Annotated in this window: 14 protein-coding genes; 7 read left to right on the top strand and 7 right to left on the bottom strand. The window is 36.0% G+C overall.

The genetic code is table 11. From position 1 onward, the window contains the following. Nucleotides 1–29 precede the first annotated feature (29 nt). The 5 genes from JOE44_RS13650 (at nt 30) to murI (ending at nt 5,338) form a co-directional block, all read left to right on the top strand. Complete coding sequence (locus JOE44_RS13650) at nt 30–1,121, top strand: PASTA domain-containing protein (protein WP_209785999.1); 1,092 nt, start codon at nt 30–32, stop codon at nt 1,119–1,121. Between the two features lie 73 nt (nt 1,122–1,194). After that, nucleotides 1,195–2,268 (top strand): RluA family pseudouridine synthase, encoded by a 1,074-nt coding sequence (locus JOE44_RS13645; protein ID WP_209785998.1) that lies wholly within the window; start codon nt 1,195–1,197, stop codon nt 2,266–2,268. A gap of 51 nt (nt 2,269–2,319) precedes the next feature. Beyond that, on the top strand, nt 2,320–3,270 hold the full coding sequence (locus JOE44_RS13640) for a PorP/SprF family type IX secretion system membrane protein (RefSeq protein WP_105684369.1): 951 nt from the start codon (nt 2,320–2,322) through the stop codon (nt 3,268–3,270). 51 nt (nt 3,271–3,321) lie between these two features. Further along, nucleotides 3,322–4,446, top strand: coding sequence for a radical SAM family heme chaperone HemW (gene hemW, locus JOE44_RS13635; protein WP_209785997.1), 1,125 nt, complete (start codon nt 3,322–3,324; stop codon nt 4,444–4,446). Nucleotides 4,447–4,507: 61 nt separating this feature from the next. After that, nucleotides 4,508–5,338 (top strand): glutamate racemase, encoded by an 831-nt coding sequence (gene murI / locus JOE44_RS13630; RefSeq protein ID WP_079240419.1) that lies wholly within the window; start codon nt 4,508–4,510, stop codon nt 5,336–5,338. A 256-nt stretch (nt 5,339–5,594) separates the two neighbouring features. On the opposite strand, the gene JOE44_RS13625 is transcribed toward murI, so the two are convergent. Next, entirely contained in the window at nt 5,595–6,194 is a 600-nt protein-coding gene (locus JOE44_RS13625) for a nitroreductase family protein (protein WP_209785996.1), read from the bottom strand. A gap of 84 nt (nt 6,195–6,278) precedes the next feature. Here JOE44_RS13625 and JOE44_RS13620 point away from each other — a divergent pair, with 84 nt between their 5' ends. Then, nucleotides 6,279–6,626 carry a helix-turn-helix domain-containing protein gene (locus JOE44_RS13620; RefSeq protein ID WP_136521048.1) on the top strand — a complete coding sequence of 116 codons (348 nt, stop codon included), beginning with the start codon at nt 6,279–6,281 and terminating at the stop codon, nt 6,624–6,626. Here JOE44_RS13620 and rsmD read toward each other — a convergent pair. From rsmD to JOE44_RS13590, 6 genes are all read right to left on the bottom strand, one after another. Further along, complete coding sequence (gene rsmD / locus JOE44_RS13615; RefSeq protein WP_209785995.1) at nt 6,623–7,195, bottom strand: 16S rRNA (guanine(966)-N(2))-methyltransferase RsmD; 573 nt, start codon at nt 7,193–7,195, stop codon at nt 6,623–6,625. The two genes, JOE44_RS13620 and rsmD, sit on opposite strands and share 4 nt — an antisense overlap. 84 nt (nt 7,196–7,279) lie before the next feature. Next, nucleotides 7,280–7,996 carry a DUF3822 family protein gene (locus JOE44_RS13610; protein WP_105684364.1) on the bottom strand — a complete coding sequence of 239 codons (717 nt, stop codon included), beginning with the start codon at nt 7,994–7,996 and terminating at the stop codon, nt 7,280–7,282. An 18-nt stretch (nt 7,997–8,014) separates the two neighbouring features. Then, on the bottom strand, nt 8,015–8,509 hold the full coding sequence (locus tag JOE44_RS13605; protein ID WP_105684363.1) for a Smr/MutS family protein: 495 nt from the start codon (nt 8,507–8,509) through the stop codon (nt 8,015–8,017). 120 nt (nt 8,510–8,629) lie between these two features. Then, nucleotides 8,630–9,127, bottom strand: coding sequence for a metallophosphoesterase family protein (locus JOE44_RS13600; RefSeq protein WP_209785994.1), 498 nt, complete (start codon nt 9,125–9,127; stop codon nt 8,630–8,632). Continuing rightward, nucleotides 9,127–9,576, bottom strand: a complete 450-nt coding sequence (locus tag JOE44_RS13595) for a hypothetical protein (protein WP_209785993.1) — start codon at nt 9,574–9,576, stop codon at nt 9,127–9,129. The genes JOE44_RS13600 and JOE44_RS13595 overlap by 1 nt, the downstream gene beginning before the upstream one ends. 58 nt (nt 9,577–9,634) lie before the next feature. After that, nucleotides 9,635–10,099, bottom strand: a complete 465-nt coding sequence (locus JOE44_RS13590) for a hypothetical protein (protein ID WP_209785992.1) — start codon at nt 10,097–10,099, stop codon at nt 9,635–9,637. Nucleotides 10,100–10,187: 88 nt separating this feature from the next. Between JOE44_RS13590 and JOE44_RS13585 the strand changes: the two genes are divergently transcribed. Beyond that, a complete protein-coding gene (locus JOE44_RS13585) occupies nt 10,188–11,732 on the top strand; it encodes a serine hydrolase (RefSeq protein ID WP_209785991.1) in 1,545 nt (514 codons plus the stop codon). Nucleotides 11,733–11,784: the final 52 nt, after the last annotated feature.

Below are 11,784 nucleotides of genomic sequence, written 5' to 3'. Positions count from 1 at the left end.
TTGCGGTTATAATTAAAGTATTTTTAAGTATGCTTAAATCACTTTTCAATTGGAAAGTTTTACTGAATTTAGTAGTAGCCATCGGTGTTTTCGTGGGGCTTGTATGGCTTACATTTCGCTGGTTGGAATACCATACTAATCACGGTCAGGAAATTCCTGTTCCCAATATTGTAAATAAATCGGTACATGATGCCGTTAAAATATTAGATGATACAGGACTGGAATATGAAGTAGACAGTGCCAATTACGACCCGAAGTACAGACCATTCCAGGTGTTGCAGGTGTATCCTGCACCAGGTTCCCGTGTGAAAGACGGAAGAACGGTAACGCTTAAAGTAAATCCGAGAACATGGGCTCCTATTGCAGTGCCGAATGTTATCAATAAATATTCAGGACTGGCATTCCAGAGATTGGATCAGGTAGGTCTTAAAATCGGTGATACCATTTATGAGCCGAGTATTCAGAAAGATGCTCTTTTAAGAATATTATATAAAGGAAATGCTGTAAACCCGGGAACTCGTTTACCAAGATTCTCTACGATTGATGTAGTGGTAGGATCCGGGCCCATGAGAAATATTTCTATTCCTAATGTAGTAGGACTTACGGTAAAAGAAGCGAGAGCTGTGATTGCCAAAAGTATGTTTGAAGTAGGATTGGTAGAACATGAAGATGGAAGTACAGATGAGTCTGATATTATCTATTATCAGGATCCTGCTTCCGGAGATGTTCGTGATCAGGGAATGCAGATCGACCTTTGGGCGAGTAAGAAAACTCCGGCAGAATTAAGAGCAAAAGTAGAGCAGCTGAATTCTATCTACCGTATGAAAGTGGATACTTCACTTCCTCCGGTTCGATATGAAGAAGTGCACAGTGAGCCAAGTTATGATGCTCCCGTAGTGCCTGCTCCTGCACCTAAAAGAGAAACTCCAAAGCCGGAAGTTCCAAAAACTGAAACTCCTAAAACTCAGACTACAGCAGCTAAACCAGTTGCTACCACTGTTGAAAAACCTAAAACGTCTGCAGGGAACGGTACTCATGCTACAGGAAGTACAGCCAAACCGGCTGCCACAACACAACAACCTGCGCAAAAGCCAAAAGCTAAGAAGGTTGTCGTAGAATAAAATCAGATTAATATCAAAAATACAGGCTTCAACTGCAAAATGTTGAGGCCTTTTGTGTAAAAAATATAAAACAATGTCAGAAGATAACGACGATTTTTTAGATGAAGAATTATTAGATTCCAACAGTATTGAAAACATCGATATTGATGAGGAAAATAAAGGATTGTATGAACATCTTAATATCACTGTTGACAGCAAGCAGGAACCGTTAAGAATTGATAAGTTCCTGTTAATATACCGACAGAATTCTTCAAGGAATAAAATTTCACAAACCTGCAGAGCCGGAAATGTCATCGTGAACGGAACTGCGGTAAAGCAGAACTATCGTGTAAAACCAGGAGATCAGATTTCTGTGCTGCTTACGCATCCTCCGAGAGAGAATGTCATTATTCCACAAGATATTCCTGTGAATATCGTTTATGAAGATGATGACCTTGTTGTTGTGGATAAAGAACCAGGAATGGTGGTACATCCGGGATTTGGTAACTGGGACGGAACATTGGTGAACGCACTGGCTTTCCACTTTGAAAAGAATGGTGAGAAATCCGATCTTGATAGAGTAGGGCTTGTTCACAGAATTGATAAAGATACCTCAGGACTATTGGTGATTGCTAAGAATGAATATGCATTAAGCTTCCTGGCAAAACAATTCTTTAACCGAACTACGAAAAGGCTGTATTGGGCTTTTGTGTGGGGAAATATGCAGGATGAAGAGGGTACAATCAGAGGTCATATCGGAAGGCATCCTAAAAACAGAATGCAGATGTCTGTTTATGAAGACGGCAGCCACGGGAAACATGCAGTGACTCATTATAAGGTGTTGGAAAGGTTTAAATACATGACATGGGTAGAGTGTAAACTGGAGACGGGAAGAACACACCAGATCAGAGCGCATTTCAGGCATATAGGGCATACTTTGTTTAATGATGAAAGGTATGAGGGGCATACTCCTTTAAGAGGGGTAAATCTTCCCAAATACAAGCAATTTATTAAAAATGTTTTTGAAATTTTGCCAAGACATGCTCTTCATGCACATACCCTCGGATTTATACACCCAACGACAAAAAAGGAATTATATTTTGAGAGCCCAATGCCCAAAGATATGGCGGATGCTGTAAAAAAATGGAGAAATTATTTGGAAAACTAAAAATATATTGAGATTTTTTTTATATTTGTTGAATTGAAATCAAGATTTGTTATGAGAAAACTATATGCTATCGTATGTTTAGCTCTTTTGTCAAATGCATACAAAGCACAAGAATCACTACCATACTATCAGCAATATCTTTTGGATGGTGAGTTCCTGTTCAACCCAGCTCAATACGGAAAAACAGATTACGTACAGCTCAACGCCAATTATCAACAACAATTTTCAAAATTCAGTAATTCTCCGAATGTTCAGTCAATCGGGATGAATGCGAATATCTTTGATAGAGTGGGTGCTGGTATTTCCGTGTTCAGAGACAGTAATGGACCGATCTCTGCGGGTGGTATCACGGCTGGTGCTTCATATTTTATTCCGCTAAGTAGTGAAGGAGACAGAAAAGACCAGTTCTCTTTCGGTACAAGTGTTAACTTCTATAACATGAATTTTGATTATTCAAAAATTAATACTGAAGAAGGTGGTGACCCATTATTGAGAGGTGAAGAAAGTAACATCTTTATGGTGTATGCAAACTTTGGTTTGGCAGCTACCTACAGAGGTTTATTCGGGGGTGTTTCCGTAAATGATATCGCATTAAGTAATGATGCTTCTATCGTAAACAACTACGAACCTTCTCCAATTAAATTCTTCTTAAACTTAGGATATAACTGGAACATTGCTGATAACATTACATTAGCACCGTCAGCATTGATCAACCTTAATACCAACTCAACGAGAATGATCGACTGGAATTTGATGGCAACATTCTCTAATGATATTAACGCATTCTCTTTCGGGGTAAGCTACAGAACGGTTCAGAACAGATTTGACAATCAGAACCTGAGTATCTCTCCCATTGTAAAAGTAAGATTCAACAAATTCATGATTGGAGCTACTTATAACCTTGGATTATCTGATATCCAGAGCTATGGTGGAAACAGCTTCATGATTGGTCTGGGTTATAACTTCGACAACTTCATTAATGCTAGAGGATTTAGATACTAATTAATTTAATTTAAATAAATTTGAGCTCTGAAATTTTTCAGAGCTTTTTTTATGATATATATTCACATTCCGTTCTGTAAACAAAAATGCAGTTATTGTAATTTTCATTTTTCAACATCCCTGAATTTCAAGGATGAAATGCTTCGTGCCATGAAAACTGAAATAGCACTGAGAAAGGATGAGCTGCAGAACAGAACTCTGAAGTCCCTGTATTTTGGAGGAGGAACTCCCTCTATTCTTTCTGTAGATGAAATCAGTTCTTTAATAGATGAAGTATTACGTTATTTCAGTTTTGAAAAGGATATTGAAGTCACTCTGGAAGCTAATCCCGATGATTTAGATAAAAACTTTTTAAAACAACTTTCCGGAACCCCTGTGAACAGGCTTTCCATTGGTACCCAAAGTTTTTTTGAAGAAGATTTAAAACTGATGAACAGGGCTCACTCTGCTTCCGAGGCAGAAAGTTCCATTAAAAGAGCACAGGATTTTGGTTTTGAAAACCTGAGTATTGACTTGATTTATGGTTCGCCTACTTCCAATCTTGAGATCTGGAAAGAAAATCTGAATAAAACAATTGCATTGGAAGTTCCTCACATTTCGTCCTATGCATTAACGGTAGAGCCTAAAACAGCTCTGGAAAACTGGATTTCAAAAGGAAAAATAAAAAGTCCTAAAGAAGAGGAGCAAAATAAAGAATTCTATTACCTGTCTGACTTTTTAAAAGACAATGGTTTTGAGCATTATGAAGTATCCAATTTTGCCAAACCCGGTTTCTACTCGCGTCATAATTCTTCCTATTGGAAATATCAGGAATACCTTGGAATAGGACCTTCGGCACATTCTTATAACGGATTTGATATCAGAAGCTGGAATGTAGCCAATAATCAGCAGTACATTAAAAAACTGAATGATAAATTGCTGGCCAAAGAGGAAGAGATTCTTTCCCAGGAAGATCAGTTTAATGAAATGATTATGATAGGTCTGCGTACCATCTGGGGAGTAGATCTCGAAAGTCTGAAGAACAAATTTTCAGATAGAATGCTGGAGCACTTCCAGGCAGAAATTAAGTCCAAAATTGAAGACGGTATTTTAATCATTGAAAATAGTCATTTAAAAATTCCTGAAAAACATTGGTTTATGGCAGACGGAATTGCTTCAGATTTGTTTATTGTATAATGTTTGTATATATACAGACATGCCATAAAATTCACTATTTTTGTATAAAATTTCATTTCATTTGAAAACGAAGAAACAAGATTATTCACATCTTTCACCAAGCCAGCCTATCGGAATTTTCGACAGCGGAGTGGGAGGTCTTACCGTTGCCAAAGAAATCAAAAGACTTCTGCCTAACGAAGATTTGATTTACTTTGGAGATACAAAGCACCTTCCTTACGGAGAAAAATCTAAGGAAGCCATTATTGAATATTCTACAAAGATCACCAATTTTCTGTTGGAGCAGAACTGTAAAGCTATTGTGATTGCCTGTAATACAGCAACGGCTAATGCTTTAAATGAAGTTATGCAGTCTGTTGCGGGAAAAGTTCCTGTAATTGACGTTATTAATCCTGTGGCAGAAAAAGTATCTTATGAAATCCATAATAATGTAGGGGTTATTGCGACCAAAGCTACTGTGAATTCAGGATTATATAAAAAGAGTATCCGAAAGCATAATAAATGGATCAAAGTGGATGAATTGGCAACGCCATTGCTGGTTCCTGCTATTGAAGAAGGATTTAAAAACCATCCGATTACCCATGCTATTATTTATAATTATTTAAGTAACAGCAAATTAAAAAATATTGAAACACTGATTCTGGGATGTACTCATTATCCTCTTTTAATTGACGAGATCAAGCAGTATTATGGAAACCGGGTTCGTGTCATTGACTCTCCGAATATTGTAGCCAATCATCTGAAGATTATTCTGGATAAATACAATCTTTTGAATGATAACAATCCCAAACCGAATTATCACTTCTATCTTTCAGACCTTACCAAAAATTTTGAAAAGATCTCTAAGAAGTTCTTCGGAAAAACAATTGATTTAGAATTAAAAGTATTATAAACAAAAAAGTCTGCCTCGTATGGAAGCAGACTTTTTTATTTGTTACATGTTGTCATTACAAAATCATGTTTTTAAGGGACAAAGATTTATTTTCGATAATGCTTTATGCTTCATTTAATTCCCACTGATTTCACAAATCCCACAGATGATAACGCTTTTAGAATTAAAGGGTAACTAAAAATCTGTGTCCTCTGTGAAATTCGTGGGAAATAATATTCAATTTTATTCGTATTTCTTGTGAAAAAGAACATGAAAATCATGCTTCCACAATTACTTTTTCAGCATTCAGTCTTTTCTTCGGATTAAATTTAGGCTGATTGGCATCTGCATCATCTTTCTGCCCGATGGCAACTGCAAATAATGTCTCATACTTTTCATTCTTAAGAATTGCATCATAACCTTCAGGTTCAATACCTTCCATTGGAGTAGAATCTATTCCCATGGTTGCACAGGCAGATAAAAGCACTCCCAATGATAAATAAACCTGGTGTCCAAGCCATGATTTTATGGCATCTTCTCCCTTTGGTTTCACCATGGTACGGTAATAGTTGACAGACCCTTCCGGAAGATTTTCTTCAATTTGCTTTTCAAAGTTTTCTATGTTTTTGATTACCTGAAAAACAATGATATGGCTGCTGTCTAACACTTTTTCTTTATTAAAGTAAGATTTGTCACCCAATTGTTTTTTCAGTTCCGGATCATTCACGAAAATAAAATTCCATGGTTGGCTGTTAATAGATGATGGACTTAAATTTAAAATCTCCTGAAGCATTGCAATTTGTTCTTCATTGATTTTTCCCTGTGGGTTATACTTTTTTACAGTATACCTGTTTTTCATTTTGTCTAAAAAGTTCATAATTTTATACTATCATTTTTATAGTTACAAAAGTAATTTAAGTTTACTAACTTTGCAATAACGGTAAAATATGATAGTATAAAAATGTATACAATAGATAATAAATCCTATCCCTGCTGTACCAGTGTCACCATGAAATTTATAGGTGGAAAATGGAAAGCGGTAATTTTGCACCACCTTATTGGAGGAGCTAAGCGGTATAATGAGATCAGAAAGTCAATTCCTACCATTACAGAAAGAACATTGAGCTTACAACTAAAACAATTGGAAGAAGACGGAATTGTAGACAGAAAAGTTTTTACAGAAAAACCTCCTTTAGTGGTGGAATATGAATTGACAGACTTTGGAAGAACTTTATTACCTGTTTTGGAAGCGATTACAAAATGGGGCGAAGAATCTCCGGTCATATCAAAAAAAATAATCAGGAATTAAAGTTCCTGATTATTTTCTTTATTTGGTTCAAAAAAACTGAAACTCACGTTTCCGTATTTTCGTGTATCTATTAGGTTGGGATGTTCCAGCTTCATACGGCTTTGGTGCTCTACAATAAGAACTCCGTTTTCTTTCAGGTATTTATTGTTTAAAACCAGAGAAATCAATTCATAATATTTCTTCTCTTCCATTTCGAAAGGAGCATCAGAGAAAACAATCTCAAATGACTTATTATTTCTGAATTTTTTAAGCCAGTCGAAAACATCTCCTCGCTGTACATTGATCTGAAGAGCCATATCAAGCTCAGAAGCTGTAGAATTGATAAATGCAGTGTGCTTAGGGTTCATTTCTACAGAAGTTACATTCTGGCATCCTCTGGAAGCGAATTCAAAGGTGATAGAGCCAATTCCAGCAAAAAGATCAAGTACTGAAATCGACTGCATGTCATATTTATTTTCCAGAATACTGAATAAAGCCTCTTTCGCAAAATCGGTGGTTGGCCTTACATCAAAGTTTTTAGGAGCGGCAATTTTTTTGGCTTTCCATTTGCCTGATATTATTCTGAACATATTTTTGTTAGGGTTTAGGTAATAGATTATAGGTGGCAGGTGACTATTTTGGGAGGCTAATCCTCATTACCTGCAGCCTGGAACCTAATTAAGTATAAAATTTTTATTGGGAATATTGTCAAAAACAATTTTCAGGTTTTTAACAAATTTCTGGAGTTCTGAAATAAATGTTTCATTCTCCGTAGTCTCTCCATAAGCATAAAAGCTGGTTTCATTAATTCCGAAACCTATTTTGCTTAATGTAAACATAATGAAGTAAAGAAAATCTACCTCTGAATTGACATCCAGGTTATTATAAAGAATGATTTTTTTATTGTCAATCGCAAAAAATTCACACTGATTGTGATAGAGATTGATGTGAATTTCCTTACCTGTTTTATTATTAACTGAACTTAGAAACTTTTCACCGGAGAAATTGAAATGAGCCGGTATTGCCAGTTCTTTTATTTTTTTATAATAATTTTTCGGGAAGGTATAATAAAACTGAATGTTGAATTTTTTGTTGATAGAAAGCATCAGCTCTTCCTTTTCTCTGTCAGTAGGAGCATTAAAGGCAATCAGATCAAATCCTGCATCATGTTCAGAAAAACCTTCCGGCATCAGGGTAAAATGATTAAATGCTGAAATCACATGGATTTCCTCATAGCGCTGCTTAATAAGAACTTCGTCCAGCTTTTGCTCAATAAGATTAGCTGGTGTCTCTTCAGTAACGAAATAAGACTTTTCCTCCAGAATGTTTTTGTTTTTAACAATCTGGCAGATCAATCCGTCTTTGGTAAAAAGTAAATTAAGTACGTTCATATTTCAATTCCTGCAAATTTAGTGAAATTCTACCATTACCGCACCCGATTGATGGTGAAGTATTTCCTTATTATAAAAATCAATATTAACCTGGCTTTCCAACACATCCCGAACCATCCTCTGCAAAGTCCCGTCACCAATGCCATGAACAATTTCCAGTCTTTTCAGGTTGTTCTTTCTGCAAAACTCAATCACTTCAATCAGTTTTTCCTTTTGTATAAAGAGTCTTTCAAAGCTGTCATAGTCATTGGGATTCTTTACCAAATTATGAAAATGCAGGTCTAAAACCAAATGATTTTTCTGATGTTTCTTGGAAATTACTTTTTTAGGTTCTGGTTTTCTCACAACCCTGATGTTTTCATACAGATCAGCATCTTTAGGAACCAGTTTTTCTTTAGGATATTGATGGGTAAAGCCATATTCATCTTTAAAAACGGCAATATTTCCCTTCACGGAAGTAATTACTCCGCTTAAATCTTCATCTACTACCGAAACCTTATCGCCGATCTTCATATTTTTTTAAGACTTGTCTGAACCCATTATGGGTGCAAAGGTAAAAAGTAAAAGGTATAGAAAACAAACTCCTTTACTCTCCAACCCTCAAATTCTCCAACTCAGACGCATTCTCACTCATCAAACTCTTGGTCCCAGTTCTATAACTTCCAGATCTTTGATTTCTTCACCATCCACTACAAAGCGCATCATTGTTCTTACTTTATGCCAGCCTTGTTTTCCACAGGCACCGGGATTCAGATGGAGCAGACTGTTTTTCTCATCATACATCGCTTTCAAAATATGCGAATGCCCTGAAATAAATAATTTCGGAGCTTTTTCTGCAATTTCTTTCTTCGTAAGTGGAGTGTATTTTCCGGGATAACCTCCGATATGGATCATCAAAACTTCCAGTTTTTCGCAAAAAAATCGGTTCACTTCCGGAAACTCAGCCTGGATTTTAGCATCATCAATGTTTCCGTAAACACCTTTCAGAGGTTTTATTTTTTCCAGCTGTTCTATGACATCCAGACTTCCAAAATCACCACAATGCCATACTTCGTCGGCCTGAAAAGCATATTCCAGAATTCTGTCATCAATATAAGAATGAGAGTCGGAAAGGAGAAGGACTTTGGTCATTATCTAATGGTTCTTTCAGTAATATTTTCGTTGTATTTATCTTTGAATACCGCTACACGATCAGGATTTAGCTCTCCGTCATGATTGATCACTCTTTCTTTTAATAACCATCTTACCAGTTTTTCCATTCCTTTTTTGGAATTCATAAAATTGGAGATTTTACCCAAATCAGTAGATTCCACTTTTGTTTTTTCTGTGAGAAAATTCAGGATAAAATAATCATCATTTACATACCTTGGCGTTTCATTATCCATATATCGGTAAAGAAGAATCTCCTCATCGTCTTTCATGGAAAAAAATGAATATTGGGCTACATTGATCTTTTCTGCTTTCAGAATTTGTTTCCCATCCAATAAAACTTTATCATCTTTAATGGTTACATCCTGGGAAAAATATAAATTACAGCTTATCATCAGTAAGAAGAAAGCGAATAACCTGTTTACTGCCATTTTACTATTTTTTAAGATTGCAAATATAAAGAAGCTTTAATAAAACGGATCAGAGATCTTAATCCGTAATATTTTTTGTTCTGCGGATAGAATCCAGTTTCTTTTCAATATCCGCACTGAAAACCTTTTTTAGTTTCAACCCGTTTTCTGTAAGCTTTGAAATAACAAAAGTTCCGGTCATATTCGTATTGGACGGAAATATAATAGTGACTGTGGAATCTGAAGCTTTTTTCCAGCTTCCTATATAACGGTCGGGCTTTTCATTTTTAGTCACAGGTTCTTCTAAAGAATCATATCTTAATGTAGATTTAATCAGGTTTCCTGTGATTTTTCCATTTTTTTGAAATCTGATCCCTTCTTTTCTTGCTTCAAAACCATCCTGTTTTTCATAGGTATAAATATAGGTGTCCATTTTATTTAGATTCCAGGTTTGTAAAAGCAAAGGATTGGATGTTCTGTCCTGAGCTTTCAGGCCACTGATAATGAAAAGAGAAAAAATACAGATACAAATAGGCTTTTTCATGAATACAACTGATTTATCGTAAAGTTTTAGCAATGCTGAAATTAGCATCCCTTAATAATTAGTAAATTTGGGAAAATTAAAATAAACAATGAAACAGAAACTTTCTTTTTTCATTTTTCTTTTGACCGTAGGATTGGCCAATGCGCAGGTTGAAGAAAAAAAACTGGATGAACTGATCCAAAATACCCTGAAAACCTTTGATGTACCAGGAATGTCCGTTGGAATTGTAAAAGATGGGAAAATGATCTATTCCAAAGGGTTTGGTGTACGTTCACTTACTTCTAAGCAGCCCATGGATGATAACACATTGGTAGGGATCGCTTCCAATTCTAAAGGTTTTACGTGTGTGGCACTAGCCATTTTAGCAGATGAAGGAAAACTGAACTGGGATGATAAAGTTTCAAAATATATTCCTGAGTTTCAAATGTACGATCCTTACGTTTCTCAAAATGTAACAATTAAAGATCTTATCACGCACAGAGCCGGATTAGGGCTAGGGCAGGGAGATCTTATGTTTTTTCCGGAAGGAGGAAATTTAACCGTGAATGATATTGTTCATAATGTGAGATACCTGAAACCGGAGAATCCTTTCAGAACGAAATTAGACTATAATAACATCATGTTTATTATTGCCGGAGAAGTAATCCACAGAGTTTCAGGATTAAGCTGGGCAGAATTTATTGAGCAAAGAATTATGAAACCTGTAGGAATGACTTCAAGTTTTGGAAGCTATAACAGAGCGAAGGCTGTAACGAATAAAATTGATGCACATGCTCCTGTAGACGGAAAAGCAATTGCTGTTCCTCACGACTGGAATGAGACAGCCAATGCTGCCGGAGGAATTATGAGTAATATTAAAGATATGACCACCTGGGCAGAATGTCTGTTAAATAACTTTACGACTAAAGATGGAAAAAAACTGGTTTCTGATAAGAATGCTCAACAGCTTTGGAGCCTGCAGATTCCAGACAGAGTAGCTGCAAAAAATCCATATGATACAAGTTTCTACGGATATGGTTTAGGATGGTTTCTGAGTGATGTTAAAGGACACAAGCAGGTACAGCATACAGGAGGATTGATCGGAACTGTTACTCAGTTTACCTTAATTCCGGATATGAAGCTGGGAATCGTAGTATTGACAAATCAACAGTCAGGAGCGGCTTTCAATACGATTACCTATACGGTGAAAGATTCTTACCTTGGGGTAGCAGACAGAAACTGGCTAAAAACTTACGGCGACAGAATGTCTAAAATGGAGGCTGAATTCAACAAACAGAAGAAAGATGCCTTTGCAAAATCTGAAGCATTCAAAAAAGAAAAATCTCTTCAGCCAAAAGCAGAACAGTTTACAGGAACATACAATGATGCCTGGTTTGGTGATGTGGAAATTGCACAACAGGGAAATACCTACAGAATCTCATGCAAAAACTCTCCAAGATTAAAAGGCGAGTTACTTCCTTATTCCAACAATTCTTTCATTATCAAATGGGACGACAGAAGCTATGATGCAGATGCTTATATTATTTTCAATTATGATGAAAACGGAAAGGCAGAATCTGCAAGATTGAAAGCAATCTCTGATGTAACGGATTTCAGTTTTGATTTTGATGATCTGGATTTGAAGAGAAAATAGAAAATGAAATCGCAAAAGATATTCAATAGAAACGGGCTAAGCCCGTTTTTTC

Source organism: Chryseobacterium sp. PvR013 (genome assembly GCF_017833095.1).
Lineage (GTDB): Bacteria > Bacteroidota > Bacteroidia > Flavobacteriales > Weeksellaceae > Chryseobacterium > Chryseobacterium culicis_A.
This window is presented reverse-complemented; position numbering and strand designations above follow the sequence as displayed.

Excerpts from the sequence above, each read along its gene's own strand:
- JOE44_RS13650 (WP_209785999.1), top strand. The coding sequence starts at position 30 with ATGCTTAAATCACTTTTCAATTGGAAAGTTTTACTGAATTTAGTAGTA.
- JOE44_RS13645 (WP_209785998.1), top strand. The coding sequence starts at position 1,195 with ATGTCAGAAGATAACGACGATTTTTTAGATGAAGAATTATTAGATTCC.
- JOE44_RS13640 (WP_105684369.1), top strand. The coding sequence starts at position 2,320 with ATGAGAAAACTATATGCTATCGTATGTTTAGCTCTTTTGTCAAATGCA.
- hemW (WP_209785997.1), top strand. The coding sequence starts at position 3,322 with ATGATATATATTCACATTCCGTTCTGTAAACAAAAATGCAGTTATTGT.
- JOE44_RS13625 (WP_209785996.1), bottom strand. The coding sequence starts at position 6,194 with ATGAACTTTTTAGACAAAATGAAAAACAGGTATACTGTAAAAAAGTAT.
- JOE44_RS13620 (WP_136521048.1), top strand. The coding sequence starts at position 6,279 with ATGTATACAATAGATAATAAATCCTATCCCTGCTGTACCAGTGTCACC.
- rsmD (WP_209785995.1), bottom strand. The coding sequence starts at position 7,195 with ATGTTCAGAATAATATCAGGCAAATGGAAAGCCAAAAAAATTGCCGCT.
- JOE44_RS13610 (WP_105684364.1), bottom strand. The coding sequence starts at position 7,996 with ATGAACGTACTTAATTTACTTTTTACCAAAGACGGATTGATCTGCCAG.
- JOE44_RS13605 (WP_105684363.1), bottom strand. The coding sequence starts at position 8,509 with ATGAAGATCGGCGATAAGGTTTCGGTAGTAGATGAAGATTTAAGCGGA.
- JOE44_RS13600 (WP_209785994.1), bottom strand. The coding sequence starts at position 9,127 with ATGACCAAAGTCCTTCTCCTTTCCGACTCTCATTCTTATATTGATGAC.
- JOE44_RS13595 (WP_209785993.1), bottom strand. The coding sequence starts at position 9,576 with ATGGCAGTAAACAGGTTATTCGCTTTCTTCTTACTGATGATAAGCTGT.
- JOE44_RS13590 (WP_209785992.1), bottom strand. The coding sequence starts at position 10,099 with ATGAAAAAGCCTATTTGTATCTGTATTTTTTCTCTTTTCATTATCAGT.
- JOE44_RS13585 (WP_209785991.1), top strand. The coding sequence starts at position 10,188 with ATGAAACAGAAACTTTCTTTTTTCATTTTTCTTTTGACCGTAGGATTG.